This window comes from Tychonema sp. LEGE 07196 (genome assembly GCF_963890365.1).
Lineage (GTDB): Bacteria > Cyanobacteriota > Cyanobacteriia > Cyanobacteriales > Microcoleaceae > Microcoleus.
Genome location: NZ_CAWPRX010000026.1, coordinates 1 through 24,149 on the forward strand (window position 1 = coordinate 1; position 24,149 = coordinate 24,149).

Here is a 24,149-nt window from a genome sequence, read left to right on the forward strand (position 1 = left end):
CCCCTGCAAGGACAGCTATAGTATTTTTATAAATTTAATTTAATCAAAAAATGCCTCAAATACACATCCGCGAAGTTCAAAACGCACAAGAATTAGAAGAGATGTTTTACCAGCGGTGGTTGGTTTTGCGATCGCCCCTAGGGATGGAAAAGGGCAGCGAAAGGGACGATCGCGAAGATGGCGCTGTGCATTTAATTGGAATGTGCGATCGCAAAATCATTGCTTCAGCCCGACTGCGCGAATCATCCCCAGGACTAGGAAGCATCAGCTACGTTGCGGTACTTCCTGAATTTCAAAATCAGGGAATCGGCACTAAATTAATTGAAAACTTAATCGTCAAAGCTCAAGCAAAAAATCTCAAAACTTTAAGACTTAAATCTCGAATTAACGCCATTAAATTCTATCAAAGAATCGGATTTACCGAAGAAGGCAATCCCTCTGATTTCCTGGGGATTCCGCACGTATTCATGCAGCTAGAAATCTAATCGCACACCCTAATTTTTCATTCTTCAGTCCCCTCTGCTGGGACGAAAGTTTGACAAGAAGCGATTTAAATCGCCGAATTATAAAGATGGTAGCCTACAAATATTAACTCCTCCTTCTTCGAGTAAAAATGGAGATTTTCTACAGAATACTTGACAAATTCCGACTCTTTTTGAGCACCACAAGAACCTTTGAGTCGAACAGTTTTAGTTTCATCTTTCATCAAATCAGCACGATAACTATAAGTACCATCCGCTTTCTCAAAGGTAATTTCAGCCAAGAAAGCATTATTTTCTGGATATTTCTCAACAATGCGGCCCGCAACTTTGTAGTTGAACCAATCCCAACCGTAGCGCATGATTAACTCTCGTTCCAAAACCTGAATTGCATTCGGCAAAACTCCCGAACCCCGATAAACCTTATTCAAACATTCAATATCGCCACTGCGCGTTAGAATAGATTTGAACGAAGTGCGATCGAGATTTCCGTAATATCTACCATCAGGCAAATCAATCGCAGTCGGTGCCATGCGGTGTCCGCCAAAGTGGCTGGATTTCCAAACACGAACATCACTCAATTCTAACTCGGAAACCACAGCTTTTGCTCGGGCATAAAAAGGATTGCCATATCTCGCGCAACATCTATCATGACTCCCGTGAGTGCAAACCAAAATATCTCTACTTGGCTGATTTTCGGTTTCGCCATCTGGGACTTCTCCAGCTAAATAGCTTCTGACAACTTCCGCCACTTCTTCAATGTTATTAACATTAAATTCGTGTTTTTCGTAACCGCCAAAAACATCTTGGCTTTGATTGTCGTAAATCAAAATTTTGCGCCTATCTGCAAATTTAGTTGATTCACTATTGATTAACAAAAATCTAATTTTTTGCTTTAAATTCTCTACTTGGTTCACCAAATCCCTGAGATTCTGGGGAATTTGCTGAGAATTAAAAGCTTCTGATTCCCAAGGCAAACAGCATTCAATTAATACATAGGTTTGGTAATTAGTACCGCTACCAATAATATCTTCTTCAACGCATTTAGAAGCATCGGCGCAAAAAAAACTATTCGTCATGTCATACCTCATTGTGTGTCATAAATTACTATTTTAAAAACAAAATTATCGCAGTTATAGCGGTTCTCAAGCGTGGTGAGGATAGCCCTATGCCCTATGCCGAATAGTACCTCAGATGAGAGCTTGAAAGGCTATATTACTTTTCTATAGTTTTAACTAACAAAAATAATTCCTTCAACAACTAGCCTCGACAAAAGCGGCATTACATCTATTTCCCAATCACAATCCGGCAACCAATCCATCACATCTTCTCCTGTAAAAAATTCTGTACTAAATAAAGTGTCCGTAAATTTAGCTGTGACTCCTCTCAGAGAGACTTCTTTGCCTCCCACAACGATTTTGTATCCGTCCCCGTCAGGCAATTCGCTAATTCTCACCCGCTGAAATTTGGGAATTCTATATTTAGTTTGAATGCCGCAGGGAAAAATATTGAACCCTGCTTGAGAAGGGAGAGAGTATTTCGCTACAGGTTTTGCTAAACTATCTAGGTAGCTGCTGTACTCTTCTCCCAGATTTTTACTGTTTGCGTAGCCCTGCAATTGGGCAATTAAATTATTTACACTTGTATCGATTGAATCTTGATTTATTCGCAGCGGTAAACTTTGCCGCCACTCTGATTGTTGTCGCAATTCGCCCACCAACCATTCTAACAAGTCAATTCCGGTTTTGCAGTGAATGCCTAGTGTTAAATGCAGCGACGGTTCGTCGGAAGCAATTGCATAATGCCAATGTCCGCGCGGTATGTAAAGCACGTCGCCGGGGTGCAAGGTGCAGGTTAAATAGGGTGGGGTTTCTGGCGGCGAAAAACTCGAGGATTTTTGGTCTGTCAGCGGGTATTTAATTGTGTCGGCAAAGACGTACCACTGTTTGATTCCGTCTGTCTGCAAGATAAAAACTTCGTGGGTGTCGTAGTGGGAGGAGAAACCCTGTTTTTCCGGCCAAGAACAGTAGGCATTTACTTGGTTTCCATAACCCAAGTCTGCTTTAAATTCTGCTGCAAATTCAGCTATTTCTGGTATTAGTTTGTGGACTTGATTGAGGATTAAAGTTGCTCCCGATTGGCACAATTTGATGAGATTGGCGTTTTCGCTTTCGTCGAGAACTTTTCCTTCTACTGCTAACCGAATGTCGGGATATTTTAATTGGTAAAAGTTGAGCAGGTGGTTGAGTTTTTCCCAGGAAAATAGGTGTGCAAAGTCTTTTTTGCCTTCGCTTTTAATCGCAACTGCTTTGTTTGTCCAGTTGTTATTGAGAAAATCTTCGAGATTGTATGGTTTGAGGAGATGGGCGAGCGAGCGCATAAATTTTAAAAATAAACGATAAAAATTATCAATAAGCTTTTAGCAATTAAATAATTGAGGACAACACTTTGCGCTTGTCCTCAATTATTCCAGATTTCCCGATATCAAAAAATAAAATCTATTACTTCTTGTTTGGGGAGGCGAAGTCTAACGGAAAAACCTGCAATTACTCGTTGGTAACATCGCTACCATCGGCATCAACATTGAGGGTAGAAGAGATGTTTTTAGCTGTGGCGTGCTTGGCAATTTCCTTGACTTCTACTTGGATTTTGCTAGCGCGGGACAGTTTGAGAGCCGATCCGTTGATTTGCTTTGACATAATGGCCTCTAATTGTTGTATTACACCCATTGAGCTGAAATTTTCCCTGACTGTGACGTTAGGGTTTGAATTCTCAACTTTGACTAAAAGCGTAACATGAAGTTAATAAACTGTGCAAGTAGTTAAGAATACTTTTCAATAAAGAGAATACTTGGGTAATTCGCAGCAGTTGCTCGTGCTGGTGAAAATTAAGCGTGAATCCGCTCTGCTGCTAGATTCTGGAGTTTAAGCGAAAAGGACGATCGCCCTTTTCGCCCTTTTCGCTACAGGACTAGGCGGGCGATCGCCTGTTGAGAAATTATCCTGTAAATTATCAGTTTTTTGATTTCCAGCATCTACCTTAAGGTAGAGTATTGTTTGTGAGAGTTAGGATGAAAACGAGCTACTATCTAAATGAAGGGCGATCGAGAAAGACAAATGAAGCATAAGTAGTTCCCAATTACCTTTCTTCACGATCCAGAAATCACGGATACACAGATAGCTGTTGGTTCCCTCTTCCTTCTTCCTTCTTACTTCTTCCTTCTTCCTTCTTCCTTCGTAATTATCAATGAATCAATATTTTGCTACAGTTGCGCGCGGTTTAGAAACAATTGCCGCCCAAGAATTAGAAAGCCTAGGCGCGCAGGATGTCAAGCCCGATTTTACTGGAGTTTACTTTGCGGGCGATCGCGCTTTATTGTACCGCGTCAATCTTTGGTCGAGAACAATTTTTCGAGTGCTTGTTCCCATAGCCGAATTCCGGTGTTACGACTCCAATATGCTCTACCGCGAAGTGCAGAAAATCCCTTGGGACGAATATCTAAATCCTGATAATACCTTAGCAGTCAACTGTACAGGTGGCAACGATAAGTTGAACCACACACACTTTACAGCTTTGCAGGTCAAAAATGCGATCGCCGACCAACAGCGCCACCAATTTAACAAGCGTTCTAGTGTTGATATCGAAAGTCCCGACTTACTAATTAACCTTCACATCCATCGAGACCGCGCTATTTTGAGTTTAGACAGCTCTGGCGGCAGTTTGCACCGGCGGGGATACCGGCCGGCAATGGGGCTGGCTCCTCTCAAAGAAACCCTCGCTGCGGCGTTGTTAGAAATGGCAGAATGGACACCAGATTTGCCGTTTTTAGACCCGATGTGCGGTTCTGGAACTTTGCCTTTGGAAGCGAGTTTAAAAGCCTTGAATATTGCACCGGGATTGTTTCGAGAAAAGTTTGGATTTATGACTTGGCGGGATTTTGACGAGCCTTTGTGGGATAAATTGTGGGCCGAAGCAGAGAGCAGCGAATTGCCAGAGCTTCCAGAAATGATTGCAGGGTGCGATCGCGATTCTGATATGTTAGATCAAGCTCGCACTAACGCGCAGCAAGCAGGTATTGCCGGTAAAATTAAGTTTGCTCGTACCGAGTTATCCGAGTTGGAAGCACCCACAGACAGAGGCGTTTTGATTTGCAACCCTCCGTACGGAGAGCGGCTGGGAGATGCCAGTGAATTGGGAGATTTGTACAAGATGTTGGGCGATATTTTCAAGCAGCGTTTTAAAGGTTGGAATGCGTTTATTTTGACCGGAAATAAGGAGTTGGGTAAACAGGTGGGACTCAGAACATCGAAGCGGATTCCAGTTTTCAATGGTTCAATTCCCTGTACTTTGCTCAAGTATGAACTCTATTGAATATTTCTGGTAAATATCCAACTCTAGCTGACAAAATGACGTATTGATTGGAAAAGGTTAGGCAAAATGAAAATTTTTCAATTAGACAGACACAAGCTAATATTGGGAGATGTTTTAGAAGTCCTTTCTCATGAAATTAAAGACAACTCAGTCGATTTAATTTTTGCCGATCCTCCCTATAATATCGGCAAAAATTTCAATGGTTTTATAGACAAGTGGGAATCAGAGAGCGATTATTTAGAATGGAGCTATAACTGGTTGAATTTATGTATTAATAAGCTCAAGCACAACGGTAGTTTGTATCTGATGGCATCCACTCAATGTATGCCTTACTTCGATTTGTATTTGCGCGATCGCTTGACAATTCTTTCTAGAATAGTGTGGTATTATGACAGTTCTGGCGTACAAGCAAAAAAATATTACGGTTCTCTGTACGAACCAATTTTATATTGCGTCAAAGATAAAAGAAATTATACATTTAATTCCTCAGATATTCTTGTAGAAGCAAAAACCGGATCGGTCAGAAAACTAATTGATTACCGCAAGTCTACACCATCAGTATATAATTCTCAAAAAGTTCCAGGTAATGTATGGGAGTTTCCGAGAGTCAGATATCGTATGCCCCAATATGAAGATCATCCTACCCAAAAACCAACATCTTTGTTAGAGCGAATTATCAAAGCAAGTAGTAATGAGGGAGACGTCGTATTAGACGTATTTTCTGGGACTTTTACCGCATCATTTGTTGCCAAACAGCTTAAGAGAAAGTCAATCGGAATAGAATTACAAGAAAAATATGTAGAAATAGGATTAAATAGATTACAGATTACTTCTGATGACAATCAAGAGGAGCAAATCTCCGAAGTCAATTCAGTTGCAAATTCACCAAAACAGCTAACACTAAATTTACAATTTTGATAAAATGGAACACGAATTTACAAAAACAATTAAGAAAATTTTAAAAGAAAACTTTGGTTTTTCTGGTGAGCAAGTATTTGCTGTAAGCGAGCTAATTCAATATTTGAATATCAAAACTAAATCGGCAAATAAAGGCTCAAAATCAAGAGGAAGTTTTGCTAATTTATACGCTATATATGTTTTAGCTGAAGACTATTTTTTGAAAAAATTTCATCAAAGCGAGAAATATTCAGATTATGAAGGTGCAGTTTATACAAATATTTTTAAGAGACAGCGCGAATTACCGTTTGGACAAAAGCTTCAAAATCATGCTTTGAACCACAGACTTAATGAAGAATTCAAAAGATATTTTCCTACTTGTGACTTTATCCCTGTTCTGAGAAATCCGAAAACTAACAGGTATTGGTTTAACGAAAATTTATTAAAAGTTAAAATTCAGGAAAACGTACATAATATAGCGGAAACAGTAATTCAAATTATTGATGCCTACGTTGAAGCTAAGAGAGATAGCTTTGAAAAATTTCTTCAACTTTGTAAAGAGGCTCAAGCATTGACAGAGGGTCAAGTAATAGAATTTATCAAACAACTACTCGCACCAACGGTAGATGCTAGAATCTTCGAGATCGTCAGCTACAGTATATTAAAATACTACTATAGTGACCGATCGATTTATTGGGGTTATGAGGTTGATCAGCTCCAACAAGAAAATTTAAAACTGTTTAAAACAGGTCGGACAAATGCAAATGATGGTGGGATTGATTTTGTAATGAAGCCTCTGGGACGGTTTTTTCAGGTGACAGAAACCGTAGATATGAATAAATATTTCCTAGACATTGATAAAATTGAAAAGTATCCGATAACATTTGTCGTTAAATCTTCAGATTCTAATATTGAAATTAAATCTAAGATTGAAGCGCAAGCTCGAAAACAGTATTCAATAAATGCGATAGTTTCACGTTACATGGAATGTATAGAAGAAATAATTAATGTTGCTATTCTTATCGAAAGATTTGAAGAAGCTGTTGCCAAAGGGTATTTAAATAATATATTAAATGAAATTATCAAGCAGAGCAGATTGGAATTTAATTATGAGGCCGAGAAAGAAAATTTAGAAATTGAACTGTTAGACACTTCCCTCGAAGATGAATGATTCAATTTCAACTAATATTGTTTGCAATAAGGACGAAAGTCCTTACTACAAACGCCACTAATTACTGAAAATTAATGCTCGATTTTGAGTGAAATAATCTTGTCGCCTTGGCGGATTGCATTCACGACAGACATATCATCTGTTTGGCCAAAAGTTGTGTGAACTCCATCCAAATGAGACTGGGGAGAATGGCAAATAAAGAATTGGCTGCCACCTGTATCGCGGCCTGCGTGAGCCATCGATAAAGTTCCTGCCAAATGTTTTTTCGAGTTGATTTCACACTTAATTTTGTAGCCTGGGCCGGCAGTTCCATTGCCTTTGGGACAGCCACCTTGAATCATAAAGTTAGGAATGACTCGATGAAACGATAGTCCGTCGTAAAAACCTTTTTCCGCCAAGTCAACAAAATTCTTCACTGTATTCGGCGCATCCGCATCGAACAGTTCCAAGTTGATTGTACCTTTGTCGGTTTCCATAATAGCGCGGGTCATGATTTCTCCTTGCTTCCTAAAATGACTGTACTGCCAGCGTTTTAATTGCGGACTTCGCTTTTATAGCGACAGTTTTTAAGCTGTCGCTATATTTTGACTTTCAGAAGTGTAGCATACTCGAACAACTCTCGTAGGACTTCTGCGCGCTTTTTGAGGCAACCGGGTTTGTTACCGTCAGTCATATTTTAATTTTTGGTAACATTTGGGCGATTGGTTTCTTCCTCAAAATCATTCATATTGAAAATGAAAGGAACCCGACTCGAACCGCTGCCCATAACCAGCACTTTAGGCATCTGAGCGCCACCGTTTCTCCAAGCTTCGATAGCCTCTTTTTGTAGCACCAAATCGCCGCCCTGAGCCTTCAAAGTTTCAGCCAAAAGTCTTTGAGCTTCTGCTCTACCTTGAGCGCGGTTAATGTCAGCTTGAGCTTGTTGTTCGGCTTCTTGAGCAACATACACAGCCCTTTGCGCCCGCTGTTCGGCAACCTGTTTCTCTTCAACTGCTTTGGCAAAATCTGGGGAGAATCGAATGTTGACAACGCTGGTGTCAAGCACGATTACATCATATTTTGACAGCCGTTCCTTCAGTGCAGCATCAAAGTCTTTTTTCAGTTCGCTTCTTTGAGTAATAGATTGTTCGGCGGTTCTCAAAGCTGCTGCTGTTTTAAATGCTTCTTGGGTCTGCGGAGCAATAATTTTTGATACTATATTTTCCAAGGTTCCCTGAGTTCTTCTGACCTCAACTATTCGCGTAGGATCGAGGCGAAAGTTGATGGCAAAACTCGCATTTAAATCCTGAAGGTCTTTGGTCGCACTCTGGGCGGGAACTTCAAATTTTTGCACAGTTACGTCGTACACATCTACCTTAGATATCAGCGGTGGTCTGATGTGAAATCCCTCTAACAAGGCTCCATCTGTGGCTTTTCCTAAAATGCTAACTACTCCTGCCTCACCTGGATTGATGACAACAAAAGAGTTGAAGCCGAGGAGCAGCGCGACTACTAATAGAATGCCAGCGAGTGCTGATGATAGGCTCTGGAAATTTTGATTTTTCAATTTAACACGCTCCTTTGTGATAAATCTATTATAATGCTTAATTGAATGAATGCGCCTCTAAAAATATAAAAAATAAAATATAAAAAATAAAATGGATAGTTTCGCCTTAAAAATCCAAAATCTAAAATCTAAAATCGGTTGATTATGGCAATTATTAAATATCCCAGAACTTATCATATCGAAGGTTCACGTTTTGGGCCTGGTGACGAAGACCTTGACAGCGTGCCGTTTAGGGCTATTGCCGATCGCCCTTTAATCATCGAAGAAAAGGTAGACGGCGCAAATACGGGCATCAGCTTCGCACCAGACGGGCAAATGCTGCTGCAAAGCCGCGGCCACTATCTCACCGGCGGGCCGAGAGAAAAACATTTTAATTTGTTCAAACAGTGGGGTTTCAGTCTCAGCGGAACTCTGGGAAAAGTGCTGGGAAATCGTTATATTTTGTACGGCGAATGGCTTTATGCCAAACACACTGTTTTTTATGATTTTTTGCCGCACTATTTTATGGAATACGACGTGCTGGACTTAGAAAAAAATCAATTTTTGAGCACGGAAGCCCGCCGCCAGTTGTTAAGCGGATTGCCGTTAGTATCAGTTCCAGTGCTGTTTTCAGGAGTTTTGAAATCGCCGAAGCAAATGATGCAGTTGATGGATAAATCTAATTTTATTTTGCCGGGACATTTGGAACGGTTAGTTTTGCAGTGTCGGGAATTGGGATGGGATGAGGATCGGTGTTTGAAAGAAACTGATAAAAGCGATCGCATGGAGGGTTTGTATATTAAAATCGAAGAAGATGGCATAGTAAAGGCGCGTTACAAATACGTGCGTGCCAGCTTTTTGACTGCTATTAAAAATGCGGAGGGACATTGGCTGAATCGTCCCATTGTACCCAATATTCTGCGTCCCGGCACAGATTTATTTAATTTTAGTTAACCTGCAGGTGAATTTATGAATACACTATTATCGCCCTCGCCAACTTGGACTTTTCCCTTTTGTCCCCAACCGCCCGATTGGTTCCTGAATTGGGACGGTATTCAAACGCATTTTGATTGGATTCAAAACTTAGAAGGATGTCAGCAAGACCCGATTTATCACGCTGAGGGAGATGTTTTTATTCACACCAAAATGGTCTGCGAAGCCTTAATATCTTCTCCAAATTGGCGGCAACTTCCCCTGCAAGAACGTTCAATGCTTTTTGCGGCTGCTTTGCTGCACGATGTCGCAAAACCAACCTTTACAAAAATAGAAGCAGATGGCAGAATTAGCTCAAAAGGTCACGCCCGCCAAGGTGCGAGAATGGTGAGACAAATTTTATCTCAATTCGAGCCACCAGTGCAGTTTGAGATTCGGGAAACAGTGGTGGCGATCGTCCAATTCGGCAGTTTACCCATCTGGCTGCTGGAAAAACCCAACCCCCAGCAGTCTGTAATTAAAGTTAGTCAAGTTGTCCGCTGCGATTTCCTCGCACTTTTAGCCGAAGCAGACGTGCGCGGGCGCCACTGCGCCGACAAACAGGAATTGCTCGATAAAATACAACTATTTCGGGAGTTTTGTCAAGAAAATAATTGCTTGGATTCTCCGCGACAATTCCCATCAGATCACAGCCGATTTATCTACTTCCGCAAAGATAACGGCAACCCAGATGCTGAAATGTTTGACGATACCAAATGCGAAGTTGTTTTGATGTCGGGATTGCCAGGAAGTGGCAAAGATTATTGGATTGAAGAAAACCTCCCCGATTGGCCTGTGATTTCCTTAGATGCGCTGAGATTGGAGATGGGTGTACCGCCACATAAAAATCAAAGTGTTGTTGTAGATACAGCAAAACAAAGAGCTAAGGAATATTTGCGATCGGGAACTTCTTTTGTGTGGAATGCCACTAATACAACTAAACAAATGCGGCAGCAATTGATTGATTTGTTTGCGGCTTACAAAGCGCGCATTCGGATTGTTTACCTCGAAGTTCCCTTGGAGGAAGTATGGCGGCGGAATCGATCGCGCACAGCAACAGTACCAGAAGCGATCCTTCACAAATTAGCCGATCGCCTGGATATTCCCGATCGCACCGAAGCGCATCAGGTAGAATGGATTGTGGGCGGCGCTTCATAGAAGCAATCCACCCGCCATCGCCTCTATTCGATCAACTGGCTGACAAATGCTTTTCCCCTAAAATAGAATCCTGATAATGCGCCAACAAATCAGCAGGGCTATCGTAAATTTCCGCAGCACCAGCAAGCGAAGCATCATCGAAACCTCCGCAGCGAAAAGCAATTAGCGGCACCCCGCACTTGCTCGCAGCTTCGATATCGTAAGGAGTATCAGCTAACATCACAACCTTACTCGCTTCCACCTGCAACTTGCTCAAAGCAGCTTCCACAATATCCGGTTCCGGTTTAGAAGCTTCCACATCGCTAGAAGTTGTCGCTTCATCGAGCAAATCGTCAACTTGTGCAGCTTTGAGCAAACCCGAAAGTTCATCGGCGGTAGCTGAAGTAGCAATAATTAGCCGCAGTTTTTCTTGCTGCATTTTTAACACCAATTCCCGCGAACCTGGTGCAGGAGCGAGAGTAGATGAAAAACGGTTAATAATCAATTCTTTGCGTCTCTGGGCAATTTTTTTCCCGTCGCCTTCTTCCTCAGAAAGTCCTGATACCATTTTGGGTATAAGTTTGTCGCCGCCCATACCAATTAGCGGGCGAATTTTATCGAACGGCACGTCGTAGCCGAAGGCCGCAAATGCCTCTACCCAAGCTTGAGCGTGGGCGTTATTGCTGAGTACGAGAGTGCCGTCAACATCGAGAATTACTGCTTGCAATTTCATAGGTTATTTGCTGTTATTGACGATAATTTTTGTAAAAAAATTGGTTAGTAATAAGGACTTCATTTCTTAATTACTTAATGAGTCAATCGAGGACTGAAGTCCCCACTACGAACCTGAGTTAGTAGTAAGGACTTCAGTTTGTGCTTAAATTTGTCGTAAGGACTTCAGTCCTTAATGACTTAATGAGTCAATCCAGGACTGAAGTTGCTACTACAAACCTTTAGTTTTATAATTTTCCTCAACCCAACAGCGCGGCAGGACTTCGCCGGAGGGAAAAACCAATTTATTCTTCTGGAAATTTGCCGGATCTTGCTCTTCTTCACCTGCTTGAATGCGTCCCGATACTTGATTTTGGGTAGGGCTGACTAAAGATTCGATATCGAGGATTTCTACCAAGTCGCCGGATTCTTTTTCTTGTAAAAGCATAGTCGATCCTTGTGAATAAATTGTTAGTTAGGGTGTGAGCACAACTTTGATGCAGTTGTCTTTTTTCTGTTTGAAAATCTCGTAGGCGTGGGGCGCTTCATCCAATTTCATGCGGTGCGTAATCACGAAGGTTGGATCAATTTCGCCTTTTTGAACGCGATCGAGCAAAGGGCGCAAATAGCGGTGAACGTGCGTCTGTCCCATTTTGATGGTCAAGCCTTTGTTGAAAGCTGCACCGAGGGGCACTTTGTCCACGAAGCCGCCGTAAACGCCGGGAATTGAGACTGTGCCGCCTTTGCGACAGGCGAGGATTACTTGTCGCAGGGCGGTAGGCCGATCGCTCTCCAAGCGCACAGCTTGCTTGGCTTTGTCGTACAAAGCATCGAAACCGGTACCGTGGGCTTCCATTCCCACCGCGTCGATACAAGCATCTGGCCCGCGTCCCCCCGTCATTTCGGTGACGGCTTCCCCCGCGTCTATTTCTTCGTAGTTGATGATTTCAGCCCCAGCCGCGGCCGCCATTTGCAAGCGTTCCGGTATTCTGTCGATCGCAATTACTCGATCGGCCCCCAGCATAAACGCGCTTCTGATCGCAAATTGTCCGACGGGCCCGCATCCCCAAACTGCTACAGTATCCCCCGGCTGAATGTTGCAGTTTTCGGCCGCCATATAACCGGTGGGAAAGATATCGGTGAGGAACAATACTTGTTCGTCAGAAAGTCCGTCGGGAATTTTTAAAGGGCCGACATCTGCAAACGGAACCCGCGCGTATTCTGCTTGACCTCCTGCATAGCCGCCCGTTAAATGCGAGTAGCCAAACAGTCCCGCCGGTGAATGACCGAACATTTTTTCAGCCAAGGCCGCATTCGGGTTCGAGTTATCGCACAGCGACCACAAATCCTGGTTGCAAAAGAAGCAACTGCCGCAAGAAATAGTAAAAGGAATTACGACGCGATCGCCCTTTTTTAAGTTCTTGACTTCGCTGCCGAGTTCGACTACTTCCCCCATGAATTCGTGGCCCATGATGTCGCCGGATTGCATTGTCGGGATGAAGCCATCGTAGAGGTGTAAATCTGAGCCGCAGATTGCTGTAGACGTAATTTTCACTATCGCATCGCGCGGGTTGATAATTGTTGGGTCTGGTACGTTATCAACTCGCACGTCATTTGCTTTGTGCCAGCAAAGAGCTTTCATTATTTCGTTCTCCTCTTGTTGCTACTTGCAGATTTTTGCTTCTAAATATTCAATTTAATCCGCAGCTAAATCACGTGCTTGGATGTTGTAATCTTAATCATATAAACTTGAACGTTTCTATATCTGAGGTATAATTTATAAATCTATCTTTCGGCTGTTTTAAATTATAAAAAAAGTAGCTCAGTTTCCCAAAAAATTGCATAATCTTTCATGTTTTTCTGTTATCAGTTAACAGCTCGCGGCGGCATGGCTGAGGTTGTTTTTGGCGATCGCCAGTCGCTGCTTTCTGAGATCGCGTCCGCTCGATCGACCGCACGCGCAGTTCGTAGTGCAAAATTCAGTCCGCACTACAAACCATATAACTGCGAGTGCATCTTGAGAATCGCGCACCCTGCTTGAGGATGATTAATCGTCAAAAATTGTATCATTAGCTATAGCTAAAAGCCGAGCTTGGGCTAAAGTTGTTAAAGATTAAAATTTATCGATCGCCTTTTATGCCTTACACTGCATCTACCCCAACAGACCCCAATCAAGCCAACATCCGCAATGCCGACCACCGCCTACTAGAATTCACCAAGCTAACGCCGATGATGCAGCGGTATGTGGAAGTGAAAGAACAGTATCCCCACGCACTTTTGTTTTTTCGAGTCGGAGATTTCTTTGAGTGTTTTTTCCAAGATGCCGTGACGATTTCGAGAGAATTAGAACTTGTTTGCACTAGCAAAGAAAGCGGCAAAGAAATCGGCAAAGTGCCGATGACAGGAGTGCCGCACCACGCCCTCGATCGCTACAGTTCTCAGTTAGTAGAAAAAGGCTATGCTGTAGTAATTTGCGACCAGGTTGAAGATGCCTCCATCGCCGCCCGCGAAGGCCGCCAAGTCAAGCGCGAAATTACCCGCATTCTCACTCCCGGAACTTTGACTGATGACGGAATGCTCAAACCCAGACAAAATAATTTTTTAGCAGCAGTTGTCATCGCTGGGGAACATTGGGGATTGGCTTATACTGATATTTCTACCGGAGAATTCGTCACTACCCAAGCCGAGAGTTTAGAACAATTAACCCTAGAATTGCTGCGCTTGCAACCTTCGGAAATTTTGATACCAACTAATGCGCCGGATTTGGTGAGTATGTTGAGGCCAGGAGAGAAATCCGAGCATTTACCCGATTGTTTGCCGAATTCGTTTTGCTATTCTTTGCGATCGCAAATTCCGTTTACTTTGTTTGAAGCAAAACAGAGAATTCTGCAAAAGTTCAAAGTGCGATCGCTCGAAGGTATGGGATGCGGACACCTTTCCCTCGCAGTGCGCGCCGCCGGCGGTTTGCTGCAATATCTCGAAGAAACTCAAAAAGAAAAAGCAGTTGCTTTGCAAAGATTGCACACTTACACCCTCACCGATTTTCTCACCCTAGACTACCAAACCAGGCGCAATTTAGAAATTACTCAAACCGTCAGAGATGGCGTTTTTCACGGTTCGCTGCTGTGGGCGATCGACAAAACCAGCACCGCAATGGGAGGCCGCGCTTTGCGCCGCTGGGTGCTGCAACCTTTGCTCAACATTAAAGGTATTTGTGCCCGCCACGACACGATTCAAGAATTAGTAGAAAATAACGCCCTGCGCCAAGATTTGCAGCAGTTGCTGCGCCAAATTTACGACATCGAAAGACTGACAGGGCGCGCTGGTTCTGGAACCGCTAGCGCCAGAGATTTGGTCGCTTTAGCCGATTCTCTCTCGAAACTGCCGGAATTGGCCGCGATCGCAACTCAAGGAATCTCGCCCTATTTGAAAGCGCTGCAAAATGTCCCGCCAATTCTCGAAGAATTAGCAGCTAAAATTCACGATCATTTAGTGGACGAACCGCCGATTCATTTAAAAGAAGGAGGTTTGATTCGATCGGGAATTAATGCAATGCTTGATGAGATGCGCCAGAGTGCATCAGGAGACCAAGAATGGATTGCTAATTTAGAAGCTAACGAACGGCAACGCACCGGAATTACTAACTTAAAAGTAGGCTACAATAAAGCTTTCGGCTATTACATCAGCATTACAAAATCGAAGGTAGACCAAGTACCGAAGGATTACACTCGCAAGCAAACTCTTACCAATGAAGAACGCTACAGTACAGAAGAATTAAAAGAAAGGGAAGTGCGGATTCTGACGGCGCGGGAAGATTTAAATCAATTAGAATACGATATTTTTGCGAAAGTGCGATCGGAGGTAGGAGAACAGGCGGAAATTATTCGCAACGTTTCCCGCGCGGTGGCGGCGGCCGATGTTTTGTGCGGTTTGGCGGAAGTAGCGGTTTATCAAGATTACTGTCGCCCGACTATGGTTGAAAGTCGGGAAATTAAAATTATTGAAGGTTGTCATCCGGTGGTGGAAAAGTCTTTACCGCCGGGATTTTTTGTCCCCAATTCGGCTTTTTTGGGTCGGGAAGCATCGCTAAACCGCCCCGATTTAATTATTTTAACCGGGCCAAATGCTAGCGGAAAAAGTTGTTATTTGCGGCAGGTTGGTTTGATTCAGTTAATGGCGCAGATGGGCAGTTTTGTGCCGGCGAAAGCTGCGACTTTGGGAATTTGCGATCGCATTTTTACCCGTGTCGGCGCGGTGGATGATTTGGCAACAGGTCAATCTACGTTTATGGTGGAGATGAACGAAACTGCCAATATTCTCAATCACGCAACGCCGCAATCGTTAGTTTTGCTGGATGAAATTGGCAGGGGAACGGCGACGTTTGACGGACTTTCGATTGCTTGGTCTGTGGCGGAATATTTAGCAAGCGAGATTCGGGCTAGGACGATTTTTGCTACTCACTATCACGAATTAAATGAGTTAGCTTCTATTTTGGAGAATGTGGCAAATTATCAGGTGACTGTGAAGGAATTGCCGGATCAAATTGTATTTTTGCACCAAGTTCAGCCAGGGGGCGCTGATAAATCTTACGGAATTGAAGCGGGGAGGTTGGCTGGTTTGCCGCCGTCGGTGATTGAGAGGGCGAGACAGGTGATGAGGCAGATTGAGAAACATAGCAAAATTGCGATCGGGCTGCGGAAGGGTGTTAAAAAAGAAGGGGAAAAAGAGTCTGACGGTCAACAGTTAGATATCTTTAATGATTGAAACTTTAAGAATAATTCGGCGGTTGAAACCGCATCTACACAAACGATGTCGGCCTGCGCCGACTGGTTCATAAAGTAACATACCCCCTTGACGATTCGGCGGTTGAAACCGCATCTACTGCAAAACGGTGGTTCAAAGCTATTCCACTCAGAAACTGGGTTTTTTCCGATATCTTCGCATCTAATCGAATATCTTCGCAAAAACCCGGTTTCTTGCTACGACGCACAATCTTAAAAAAACTTGATTTCTCGCCGCCAACCCCTGATTTATCTGCGTCCATCCGCGTAAATCCGCCAATATCTGCGGCCAAATTATGAAAAGATTGGTATATAATTAAAAGAGAACAGAGTGGAGTCAAAACTATGTCAACCACAGAAAAAGTTCGCTGGACAAGCGCTGATTTAGAATTATTACCCGATAACGGCAACCGTTACGAAATAATCGAAGGAGAATTGGTTGTGACAAGAGCACCTCACTGGAAACATCAAGACGTTGCTAACAATGTTTGTGTTGAATTAACTATTTGGTCAAGACAGACGAAGTTAGGTAAAGCTGTCCAAGTACCGGGTCTTGTTTTGACGGATAGTGATAATGTTATTCCTGATGTAGTTTGGGTAAGCTATGAACGTTTAGCACAGATATTAGATGAAGCCGGACATTTGGCGGGTGCACCGGAGTTGGTGGTAGAGGTGATGTCTCCCGGTGAAGAGAATGAAAAGCGCGATCGCCAATCCAAGCTAAAATTATATTCAGTTCAAGGCGTGCGCGAATATTGGATATTTGACCGCATACAGCAAAAAGTAGAAATTTACCGTCGGGAAAGCGGAATTTTGAAATTAGCGATGACTTTATTTAAAGAAGATAATTTAACCAGTCCTTTGTTACCCGGTTTTAGCGTGTCGGTAGCCACATTATTTGTCTAGAGATTTTGAATAATTGCCACCCGCACACAATTTCAGAAACCGGGTTTTTTCCAATATCTTCGCATCTAATCGAATATCTTTGCAAAAACCCGGTTTCTCGCCACACGCAGAATCTCAGAAACCGGGTTTTTTCCGATATCTTCGCATCTAATCGAATATCTTCGTAAAAACCCGGTTTCTCGCCACACGCACAACCATGATAAAATAAATTCCGATATTATTCACAACTCCCCACAATGGAAGAAAACCGCGCCCAAGCCTACCTAGAACTAATTCACACCCTGCTGAATTGCCCCAGCGGATCGGAACCGCAGATATTGCAAGATAATATAGAATTGTTGGATGTCGAATTTCTGGAAACTTGCGAGTTAGTAGCAGAAAAAATGGCACAGCAAGGAGGAGAAAACGGTGCTAGCTTCCTGCGAAATCTGATTAGTCAGCTATTACAATTAATCGATATCAACGATGGCGATAACTCGGAAGATGAAAGTCCCCAAGAGTATGCAAACTTTATCCTAGAATTATTGCAAGCAGAAGATGCTAGCACTAGCAATGCAGCAGTAATTCACCCCATGCTAGCTGAACGGCAACATCTCCTCAATGACAGTTTTCCGGGGATTTTAGAGCAAGTATTGCAGAGGTTAATTGCTGGCGAAAATGCCCAAACCATTGACTCAATGGTCAGCCTGGTGGAAGACTTGGCCATTAATATTAGCAATTTTTCGGGTGGGAATAGAGCGAATAATATTGAAATTGCCATTGCTGCTTATCAGATTGTTTTGAATAATCGGCAACCGGGAAGCCCAAAATTTGCTCAAACTCAAAACAATTTAGCTGCTGCCTATATTAGCAGAATAAAGGGTTCGCGGGCGGAAAATGTGGAAATGGCGATCGCCCTTTATGGCGCTGCTTTAACAGTCTACACCCTTGAGGCTTTCCCGGAAGATTGGGGAATGGCTCAAAATAACCTAGCTGCTGCTTACGCCAACAGAATCAACGGTTCGCGGGCGGAAAATCTCGATCGCGCGATCGCATTTTTTGAGGCTGCTTTAACTGTTCGTAACCCCGAACAGTTTCCTGAAGATTGGGCAATGATTCAATATAACCTAGGTAATGCCCATAATGACAGAATCAACGGTTCGCGGGATGAAAATCTTTCCAAAGCGCGATCGTTTTATGAGGCAGCTTTAACAGTATATACCGGTGAGGATTTCCCTGAATATTGGGCAATGATTCAAAAGAAGCTGGCTAATGCCTAATGTGAGGCTGCTTTAACAATCTCAGAAACCGGGTTTTTTCCGATATCTTCGCGCACAATCTCAGAAACCGGGTTTTTTCCGATATCTTCGCCTCCGATTAAATATCTTCGCAAAAACCCGGTTTCTCGTCACCACGCACAATCTCAGAAACCGGGTTTTTTCCGATATTTTCGCCTCCGATTAAATATCTTCGCAAAAACCCGGTTTCTCGCCACACGCACAATCTCAGAAACCGGGTTTTTTCCAATATCTTCCCATCTAATTGAATATTTTCGCAAAAACCCGCTTTCTCGCCACACGCACAATCTCAGAAACCGGGTTTTTTCCGATATTTTCGCCTCCGATTAAATATCTTCGCAAAAACCCGGTTTCTCGCTACGGCGCACAACCATGATAAAATAAAAGTCGGTGTTATTCAGAACTCCCCACAATGGAAGAAAACCGCGAACGACTCCAATCTGAAGGTGAATATTCCCAAGAGTATGCAAACTTTATCCTAGAATTATTAAAAGTAGAAGAAAGCTCTAGCGGTTTTCAAGGAATTTACCCGATACTAAAACAACGGCAACATCTCCTCAATGCCAATTTTTCCGAGACTTTACAGCAAGTAGTGCAGAGGTTAATCGCAGGTAAAAATACCGAAGCAATTGAGTCAATTGTCGCCATTATTGAAAATTTGAGTATTCATATTTATCAATTTCCCCGTGGTAGTAGAGCAAATAATATTGAAATTGCCATTACTGGTTATCAAATAGTTTTAAATAATCGGCAACCAGGGAGCGAAAACTTTGCTCAAACTCAAAATAACCTAGCTAATGCCTACAGTGACAGAATCAACGGTTCGCGGGCCGAAAATCTGGAACGGGCGATCGGCTTTTCTGACGCAGCTTTAACAGTTTATACCCTTGATGCTTTCCCGATCAACAATGTAGAAACATTAAATAACCTGGGTTTGCCTGATCTGGCAAAACTAGACTACATCAACCAAGAAAAACCAGCAGACACAAACCAAAAAACAGCAACTCTCCAAAGTGCCTACGATACCTTTAAAACTGCCATAATCGGAGCCTCCAAACTGCGGAAGTTGGAATCGCAAAATGAAAGCAAGCAAAAACACGATTTGCAGTGGGATAAACTCTACAAAGGCATGGTGCAGGTATGTCTAGATCGCGCCAGCAACCAAGAAGCACTCTTATATGCCGAAGCCAACAAAGCCCGCAACCTTGCCGAATTGATCGCCCAACAACAGGAAATACCCAAAACCCTAGCACCCATCACCTTCAGCGAAATCACCCAACTCCTCACCCCAAACACCGCCCTCATTGAGTGGTACATCACCGACGCAGAAATCATCACCTTTCTAGTCACTTACCCCGACGTGCTGACAGTACATCGCCATCGTCAACACGATGAATTAATCGACTTAGTTGCTGAATACCGAGAATCCTACAAAACCAGCAAAACCAACTGGCAAAAACAACTTGCTACCGGGCTCCAGCGCCTCGCCGACATCCTCCAAATCACCACAATTCTGCCGCCATCAAGTACCAGGTTAATCCTAATTCCCCACTGGTTGCTGCACCTGTTCCCCCCTCCACGCCCTACCCCTAACCGACGGCGAATTCTTATTAGATAAATACCTCGAAGGCATTCAATACAGCCCCAGTTGCCAACTCCTGCAACAGATTACCATCCACCCAAATTTTGACCAACTCCTCGCCCTGCAAAACCCCACCTCGGATCTGCGCTACACCGATTTAGAAGTCGCCAGCATCGCCCCCAAATTCGCGCTCAGTCAAATTCTCCCCGGCGATGAAGCGAGTAAAATAAATCTCCTAGAAAAGTATCTAGAACAGTTACAAAACGCCCACTGCGCGCACTTTTCCTGTCACGGCTCCTTCAATCCCGACGATCCGCTAAAATCGTTTTTAATCTTGTCTGGCGGCATCATCGGGGAAGAGCCCCCCAGTCCCCCTTACCAAGAGAGCAAGAGGAGGAAGTTGTCAAAGTCCCCGTTGTTTCAAATCAAGAACCCCCCCAGCCCCCCTTGCTAAGGGGGGAGCAAGAAGTAGTTGTGAAAGTCCCCCTTAGCAAGGGGGATTTAGGGGGTGAAAATCTATCGGAAGAAGCAGAGTCAGATGCAGTCAAAGTCCCCCTTAGCAAGGGGGATTTAGGGGGTTCTGATCGTTACGTGGAATGGCGCGACGGCAAAACAGCGGACATTAACAAATGCCTAACATTAGCAGACATCTTGTTACTGCAATTCAAACATTGCCACCTAGTCGTGCTTTCCGCCTGCGAAACCGCGCTAATTGACACCAACAATCGCTCCGATTATATTGGATTACCGACAGGATTTATCCACGCGGGAGCAATGGGAACCCTAGCCAGTCTTTGGGCTGTCAACGACCTCTCCACCGCCTTGATGATGGTAAAATTCTATGAATTGCTCAAACCAGGAGTTAGCATCGGTAAAGCCCTCCACGATACCCAGCGCTGGTTTAAGTCTGCCGCGACTTCCGATTTGCTATCATGGGTGCAGGAATCGGACAGTTTCGATGGCGATAGAAAAAAACCGATCCTCAAGGAATTAAAAGGCTACAATGATGACGAACAACCCTATGGCGATGTTTATCATTGGGGAGCGTTTTGTGCGATAGGATTATAATCCAAGGAAAGATTTAATTTAATCGATGAAAACCGATAGCATATTTTACAACATTTTCCAAGAATTCCCCTTTGTGTTCTTTGCTCTTTTGGGCATACCCGCCGAGAGTGCCAACCAATACCAATTTACATCCCAAGAAGTCAAACAATTAGCTTTTCGCCTAGACGGTTTATTTCTACCAATTATTCCCGATCCTCAACTACCATTCTACGTTGTAGAAGTCCAATTTCAACCAGATCCAACTCTCTACTACCGTCTGTTTGCCGAACTCTTCATCTATCTCAAACAATACCAACCGCCGCACCCTTGGCAATTGGTAGTCATCTACCCAAATCGGCAAACCGAAAGAGAAAACAGCATCCACTTTCAGGAAATGCTCGCCCTCCCACAAATCACCCGTGTTTACATCAATGAACTAAGTGCATCAGAAACAGCATCTCTACCGATAAAATTGATTAAACTGGTAATCGAACCAGACAACACCGCCGAAAACTTTGCCATAGATTTAGCCAGACAAGCCGAAACCGAAATATCGGATACCACAGCCAGAAAAAACTTCATCAACTTACTAGAAACCATCATTGTTTACAAATTACCCCAAAAAACCAGAGAGGAAGTTGCCACCATGTTTAGCCTAACCGACTTAAAACAAACCCGATTTTATCAAGATGTTTTTGCAGAAGGACAAGCGGAAGAACAAGCTAAAGCTAAACAACGAGACAAAGCTCTTATTTTCAAAATGTTTAGTCTGGGATTGGCTACAGAACAAATTGCTACAATCTTTAACTTACCCCTAGCTGAAGTAACAGCGACTATCGCCGAATCTCAAAAAGAACAAGCTGAACAAGCCGACCAAAATTAATCAACCCACGCTAAAATTAGTAGGGTGCGTCAGTTGCGAAAACCCTGATTTTTCGATCAACCTAAGACTGACGCACTTTACAAGTCGATCACAGTGTGACACTTGCCTAATTGCTCATTCAAACAACATCCATTTGTGAGGTAAAATTATGAACGAAGTCGATATTTTGTCCCAAATCTATAACGCCATTACCACCGCCCCGGCAATTTTGACTCCCCCTTTCATCGAAAGATTGCTCGCCGAAGTCCTCCCTTTAGCAGAATCTGGTGCTGATAATGATACTGTAGAAGATGCTATCAATACACTCTACAAACAATTTAAAGATGTTAGAGATGCAATTAAAAGTCTGGTGATAAAAAATCTCGATGATGTAGAAGCAGAAGCCACGCCCGGTTATGAAACAGTCGTCAATACCTATCCCGACATCAAAAAGCTAGAAGCAAGCTTGAAAAAACGCATTGACAAAGCCGATGCTCAAAATTGACCATCCCCAAATCTACATCTACAGCTACCAACTCAGCCAGAAAAGCAAAACCGAAGCTAACTCAATCTGGACTTGGGCTAATAGTCTCTGGCAACATTTTAGCCCAGAAAAAGAGATAATTTTTTCCCAAGCCAACCTCGGTTATCCCCTCACTAAAGTCAAAAAAATCTCGCATTCCAATAAAATTGATGGTTCTTTTAAGTTTTGCCTTCTGGAGGATAGCGAAGGTATTTTAGCGAGAATTGGCAGCCCAGAAACCGAGGAAAATAAAAGCCTAGCAATCACAAATTTACAACAATTTAATGAAAATAATCTCCTAATTCCTGATAATTATCAAGATTGGCTAGGACAGACTATTTTTATTACTTACAAATTACAAACTTATTCACATCCAACCAACGATTCCATCCGCCAAGTTGCAGATAAATGTTTAAATAATCTGTTCCCCGAAGCATCTGTCCGTCCACCTTTTTACCGCGATACTGAGTTACTGGGTTCTCTAATTTTTGAGTATAGTTCGATAAAAAGTCAACTGCAAGTCTTTGTTTATCTGGTTGATGATGATATTGAGAAAAAATTAGGGCAAATTATTCAACCTTTGTTTGAACTGTTTTATTACCGCCATAAAATCACTAAAGCTTTTCTGGATAGTCGCAGTAATTATGATTTACTTAAGAAACTCTACGCAGAAATTGAGGGGACAATCGCTAGCTTACAAACAAAAATCGCTGATTTTGAATCGAACAATGATGTTGCTTGCCCGGAAAATATCGATATAGATAAGTCTTTAACCTATCTCAAAATCAAACTAAAAGAGTTACTTGGAGAAAGTTTGAATTATGAAAGAGCGTTAGAATATCTCGAAGATTTTAATAATACGATTAATATTTATGTTTACAATTATCAGGAAAAGCTGTATGAGATTGCTTATAAATGGCAATTTTCAACGGATAAATTGACAATACTTATTTTTTTGTTAAGAAAAATTTTTCGTATTTTAAACGACAAATTCAGGGCGATTTAGGCTATTTTAAACATGGTACTGATTTGATTAAGATTGCGGTGGATTTGGTAGCGGGGATTGTGGATATCGAACAAGCAGAAATTGATCGCTCTTTGGAAAGAACTATTCAAATATGGGGTACTGGATTAGGGGCTGGAGGCCTTGTGGTGTCTGCGGTTTCAGGTTATATCGAGACACCCCTAGTGTTCAGAATACCTCAAAAAGGGGATGTGCTTCATCCGGCTGTAGCTAGTCTGTTGTTGAGTCTCTTGGTTGTAATTCTGGTTTCTGCATTGATGGGCTGGATTAATGGTGCGTGGAAGATTAATCAGTTGAGATGGTTGCGGCGCAAGTCTGAACCTCGGAGATTGCACGATTCCCAACGTCCACCAGTTAATGATATGTTACGGGAAGCGGCCCAAGTGCGGGAGACTTCTGAACAATAAGGCCCAAGAAACCGGGTTTTTACCAAATCTTTGCGCCACAATTAATGATTTTTCCCAAAAACCCGGTTTCTGACTCCGCCGGCTAAGAGATAATTTAAAAGTGTTGAAATCCTCGATCGATCTTTAAGCCCACATCAGGACAAATACCGCTGCTATCACTCAACAAAATATCCTTGCTTTCGGTAGTGATTCCTACGATCGCAGCACCATCACCAATTCGATCGACCAATAGCTTAGCATGGGCGATCGGCAAAAACAACACTAACTCGAAATCTTCGCCACCGTACAACGCCCAATCTAAAGCTGTTTCGGTTGATAGGATTTCCCTTAAAATAGGAGGAATTGGTATTTTGGCGCGATCGACTTTTGCACCCACACCGCTAGCCCGACAAACTTGCACAATCGTATCAGCTAAACCATCGCTGCTATCCATTCCGGCGATGGAAATCTGGGAATTAACCCCCCCCGACCCTGTCT

General features: G+C 43.0%; 24 protein-coding genes and 2 pseudogenes. 16 read left to right on the plus strand and 10 right to left on the minus strand.

The genetic code is table 11. The features are described 5' to 3' along the window. Positions 1–50 precede the first annotated feature (50 nt). Positions 51–485, plus strand: coding sequence for a GNAT family N-acetyltransferase (locus AACV78_RS03520; RefSeq protein WP_194010155.1), 435 nt, complete (start codon positions 51–53; stop codon positions 483–485). 65 nt (positions 486–550) lie between these two features. Here AACV78_RS03520 and AACV78_RS03525 read toward each other — a convergent pair whose 3' ends face one another. From AACV78_RS03525 to AACV78_RS03535, 3 genes are all read right to left on the minus strand, one after another. Continuing rightward, positions 551–1,558, minus strand: a complete 1,008-nt coding sequence (locus AACV78_RS03525; protein ID WP_194010156.1) for a ferredoxin family protein — start codon at positions 1,556–1,558, stop codon at positions 551–553. Between the two features lie 152 nt (positions 1,559–1,710). Further along, complete coding sequence (locus AACV78_RS03530) at positions 1,711–2,859, minus strand: cupin domain-containing protein (protein ID WP_194010157.1); 1,149 nt, start codon at positions 2,857–2,859, stop codon at positions 1,711–1,713. Between the two features lie 166 nt (positions 2,860–3,025). Continuing rightward, entirely contained in the window at positions 3,026–3,208 is a 183-nt protein-coding gene (locus AACV78_RS03535; RefSeq protein WP_194010158.1) for a hypothetical protein, read from the minus strand. 517 nt (positions 3,209–3,725) lie between these two features. Between AACV78_RS03535 and AACV78_RS03540 the strand changes: the two genes are divergently transcribed. The 3 genes from AACV78_RS03540 (at position 3,726) to AACV78_RS03550 (ending at position 6,918) form a co-directional block, all read left to right on the plus strand. Further along, positions 3,726–4,850, plus strand: coding sequence for a THUMP domain-containing class I SAM-dependent RNA methyltransferase (locus AACV78_RS03540; protein ID WP_194010159.1), 1,125 nt, complete (start codon positions 3,726–3,728; stop codon positions 4,848–4,850). A 66-nt stretch (positions 4,851–4,916) separates the two neighbouring features. After that, positions 4,917–5,768, plus strand: coding sequence for an adenine-specific DNA-methyltransferase (yhdJ, locus tag AACV78_RS03545; RefSeq protein ID WP_194010160.1), 852 nt, complete (start codon positions 4,917–4,919; stop codon positions 5,766–5,768). A 4-nt stretch (positions 5,769–5,772) separates the two neighbouring features. Continuing rightward, on the plus strand, positions 5,773–6,918 hold the full coding sequence (locus AACV78_RS03550) for a restriction endonuclease (RefSeq protein ID WP_194010161.1): 1,146 nt from the start codon (positions 5,773–5,775) through the stop codon (positions 6,916–6,918). Between the two features lie 71 nt (positions 6,919–6,989). On the opposite strand, the gene AACV78_RS03555 is transcribed toward AACV78_RS03550, so the two are convergent. Together AACV78_RS03555 and AACV78_RS03560 are read right to left on the minus strand one after the other, a co-directional pair. Continuing rightward, entirely contained in the window at positions 6,990–7,409 is a 420-nt protein-coding gene (locus AACV78_RS03555; RefSeq protein ID WP_194010162.1) for a peptidylprolyl isomerase, read from the minus strand. Positions 7,410–7,594: 185 nt separating this feature from the next. Further along, a complete protein-coding gene (locus AACV78_RS03560; protein WP_194010163.1) occupies positions 7,595–8,464 on the minus strand; it encodes a prohibitin family protein in 870 nt (289 codons plus the stop codon). A 144-nt stretch (positions 8,465–8,608) separates the two neighbouring features. Here AACV78_RS03560 and AACV78_RS03565 point away from each other — a divergent pair, with 144 nt between their 5' ends. Next, on the plus strand, positions 8,609–9,397 hold the full coding sequence (locus tag AACV78_RS03565; protein WP_228042595.1) for an RNA ligase family protein: 789 nt from the start codon (positions 8,609–8,611) through the stop codon (positions 9,395–9,397). A 15-nt stretch (positions 9,398–9,412) separates the two neighbouring features. Beyond that, the gene (locus AACV78_RS03570) at positions 9,413–10,573 is read left to right on the plus strand and encodes an AAA family ATPase (protein WP_194010164.1); all 1,161 of its coding nucleotides are present in this window, start codon (positions 9,413–9,415) and stop codon (positions 10,571–10,573) included. Between the two features lie 31 nt (positions 10,574–10,604). Here AACV78_RS03570 and AACV78_RS03575 read toward each other — a convergent pair whose 3' ends face one another. From AACV78_RS03575 to AACV78_RS03585, 3 genes are all read right to left on the minus strand, one after another. Continuing rightward, positions 10,605–11,285, minus strand: a complete 681-nt coding sequence (locus AACV78_RS03575) for an HAD family hydrolase (RefSeq protein ID WP_194010165.1) — start codon at positions 11,283–11,285, stop codon at positions 10,605–10,607. Positions 11,286–11,495: 210 nt separating this feature from the next. Then, positions 11,496–11,711, minus strand: coding sequence for an acetyltransferase (locus AACV78_RS03580; protein ID WP_194010166.1), 216 nt, complete (start codon positions 11,709–11,711; stop codon positions 11,496–11,498). 27 nt (positions 11,712–11,738) lie between these two features. Further along, positions 11,739–12,905: a zinc-dependent alcohol dehydrogenase gene (locus tag AACV78_RS03585; protein WP_194010167.1), complete on the minus strand. Its 1,167-nt coding sequence runs from the start codon at positions 12,903–12,905 to the stop codon at positions 11,739–11,741. Between the two features lie 494 nt (positions 12,906–13,399). On the opposite strand from AACV78_RS03585, the gene mutS reads away from it, so the two are divergent. Continuing rightward, the gene (gene mutS, locus AACV78_RS03590) at positions 13,400–16,027 is read left to right on the plus strand and encodes a DNA mismatch repair protein MutS (RefSeq protein WP_194010168.1); all 2,628 of its coding nucleotides are present in this window, start codon (positions 13,400–13,402) and stop codon (positions 16,025–16,027) included. 67 nt (positions 16,028–16,094) lie between these two features. On the opposite strand, the gene AACV78_RS03595 is transcribed toward mutS, so the two are convergent. Next, positions 16,095–16,307: a hypothetical protein gene (locus AACV78_RS03595; RefSeq protein WP_194010169.1), complete on the minus strand. Its 213-nt coding sequence runs from the start codon at positions 16,305–16,307 to the stop codon at positions 16,095–16,097. Between the two features lie 82 nt (positions 16,308–16,389). Here AACV78_RS03595 and AACV78_RS03600 point away from each other — a divergent pair, with 82 nt between their 5' ends. From AACV78_RS03600 to AACV78_RS03635, 9 genes and pseudogenes are all read left to right on the plus strand, one after another. After that, entirely contained in the window at positions 16,390–16,950 is a 561-nt protein-coding gene (locus tag AACV78_RS03600) for a Uma2 family endonuclease (RefSeq protein WP_194010170.1), read from the plus strand. A gap of 236 nt (positions 16,951–17,186) precedes the next feature. After that, a complete protein-coding gene (locus tag AACV78_RS03605) occupies positions 17,187–18,209 on the plus strand; it encodes a tetratricopeptide repeat protein (protein ID WP_194010171.1) in 1,023 nt (340 codons plus the stop codon). A 430-nt stretch (positions 18,210–18,639) separates the two neighbouring features. Further along, entirely contained in the window at positions 18,640–19,845 is a 1,206-nt protein-coding gene (locus AACV78_RS03610) for a hypothetical protein (protein ID WP_194010172.1), read from the plus strand. Between the two features lie 10 nt (positions 19,846–19,855). After that, positions 19,856–20,263 (plus strand): annotated as a pseudogene (locus AACV78_RS28640) (CHAT domain-containing protein); the annotation flags it as partial. 20 nt (positions 20,264–20,283) lie between these two features. Further along, the gene (locus AACV78_RS03615; protein ID WP_194010173.1) at positions 20,284–20,877 is read left to right on the plus strand and encodes a CHAT domain-containing protein; all 594 of its coding nucleotides are present in this window, start codon (positions 20,284–20,286) and stop codon (positions 20,875–20,877) included. 25 nt (positions 20,878–20,902) lie between these two features. Then, a complete protein-coding gene (locus AACV78_RS03620; protein ID WP_194010174.1) occupies positions 20,903–21,739 on the plus strand; it encodes an Rpn family recombination-promoting nuclease/putative transposase in 837 nt (278 codons plus the stop codon). 148 nt (positions 21,740–21,887) lie between these two features. Further along, the gene (locus AACV78_RS03625) at positions 21,888–22,223 is read left to right on the plus strand and encodes a hypothetical protein (protein ID WP_194010175.1); all 336 of its coding nucleotides are present in this window, start codon (positions 21,888–21,890) and stop codon (positions 22,221–22,223) included. Continuing rightward, entirely contained in the window at positions 22,210–23,247 is a 1,038-nt protein-coding gene (locus AACV78_RS03630; RefSeq protein WP_194010176.1) for a hypothetical protein, read from the plus strand. The genes AACV78_RS03625 and AACV78_RS03630 overlap by 14 nt, the downstream gene beginning before the upstream one ends. Before the next feature lie 23 nt (positions 23,248–23,270). Then, entirely contained in the window at positions 23,271–23,672 is a 402-nt protein-coding gene (locus AACV78_RS03635) for a hypothetical protein (RefSeq protein WP_194010177.1), read from the plus strand. A 94-nt stretch (positions 23,673–23,766) separates the two neighbouring features. On the opposite strand, the pseudogene AACV78_RS03640 reads toward AACV78_RS03635, so the two are convergent. Further along, positions 23,767–24,149 (minus strand): annotated as a pseudogene (locus tag AACV78_RS03640) (thiamine-phosphate kinase); the annotation flags it as partial.

What these genes read in the sequence shown, in the direction of transcription:
- AACV78_RS03520 (WP_194010155.1), top strand. Translation starts at nt 51, where the DNA reads ATGCCTCAAATACACATCCGCGAAGTTCAAAACGCACAAGAATTAGAA.
- AACV78_RS03525 (WP_194010156.1), bottom strand. Translation starts at nt 1,558, where the DNA reads ATGACGAATAGTTTTTTTTGCGCCGATGCTTCTAAATGCGTTGAAGAA.
- AACV78_RS03530 (WP_194010157.1), bottom strand. Translation starts at nt 2,859, where the DNA reads ATGCGCTCGCTCGCCCATCTCCTCAAACCATACAATCTCGAAGATTTT.
- AACV78_RS03535 (WP_194010158.1), bottom strand. Translation starts at nt 3,208, where the DNA reads ATGGGTGTAATACAACAATTAGAGGCCATTATGTCAAAGCAAATCAAC.
- AACV78_RS03540 (WP_194010159.1), top strand. Translation starts at nt 3,726, where the DNA reads ATGAATCAATATTTTGCTACAGTTGCGCGCGGTTTAGAAACAATTGCC.
- yhdJ (WP_194010160.1), top strand. Translation starts at nt 4,917, where the DNA reads ATGAAAATTTTTCAATTAGACAGACACAAGCTAATATTGGGAGATGTT.
- AACV78_RS03550 (WP_194010161.1), top strand. Translation starts at nt 5,773, where the DNA reads ATGGAACACGAATTTACAAAAACAATTAAGAAAATTTTAAAAGAAAAC.
- AACV78_RS03555 (WP_194010162.1), bottom strand. Translation starts at nt 7,409, where the DNA reads ATGACCCGCGCTATTATGGAAACCGACAAAGGTACAATCAACTTGGAA.
- AACV78_RS03565 (WP_228042595.1), top strand. Translation starts at nt 8,609, where the DNA reads ATGGCAATTATTAAATATCCCAGAACTTATCATATCGAAGGTTCACGT.
- AACV78_RS03570 (WP_194010164.1), top strand. Translation starts at nt 9,413, where the DNA reads ATGAATACACTATTATCGCCCTCGCCAACTTGGACTTTTCCCTTTTGT.
- AACV78_RS03575 (WP_194010165.1), bottom strand. Translation starts at nt 11,285, where the DNA reads ATGAAATTGCAAGCAGTAATTCTCGATGTTGACGGCACTCTCGTACTC.
- AACV78_RS03580 (WP_194010166.1), bottom strand. Translation starts at nt 11,711, where the DNA reads ATGCTTTTACAAGAAAAAGAATCCGGCGACTTGGTAGAAATCCTCGAT.
- AACV78_RS03585 (WP_194010167.1), bottom strand. Translation starts at nt 12,905, where the DNA reads ATGAAAGCTCTTTGCTGGCACAAAGCAAATGACGTGCGAGTTGATAAC.
- mutS (WP_194010168.1), top strand. Translation starts at nt 13,400, where the DNA reads ATGCCTTACACTGCATCTACCCCAACAGACCCCAATCAAGCCAACATC.
- AACV78_RS03595 (WP_194010169.1), bottom strand. Translation starts at nt 16,307, where the DNA reads ATGGACGCAGATAAATCAGGGGTTGGCGGCGAGAAATCAAGTTTTTTT.
- AACV78_RS03600 (WP_194010170.1), top strand. Translation starts at nt 16,390, where the DNA reads ATGTCAACCACAGAAAAAGTTCGCTGGACAAGCGCTGATTTAGAATTA.
- AACV78_RS03605 (WP_194010171.1), top strand. Translation starts at nt 17,187, where the DNA reads ATGGAAGAAAACCGCGCCCAAGCCTACCTAGAACTAATTCACACCCTG.
- AACV78_RS03610 (WP_194010172.1), top strand. Translation starts at nt 18,640, where the DNA reads ATGGAAGAAAACCGCGAACGACTCCAATCTGAAGGTGAATATTCCCAA.
- AACV78_RS03620 (WP_194010174.1), top strand. Translation starts at nt 20,903, where the DNA reads ATGAAAACCGATAGCATATTTTACAACATTTTCCAAGAATTCCCCTTT.
- AACV78_RS03625 (WP_194010175.1), top strand. Translation starts at nt 21,888, where the DNA reads ATGAACGAAGTCGATATTTTGTCCCAAATCTATAACGCCATTACCACC.
- AACV78_RS03630 (WP_194010176.1), top strand. Translation starts at nt 22,210, where the DNA reads ATGCTCAAAATTGACCATCCCCAAATCTACATCTACAGCTACCAACTC.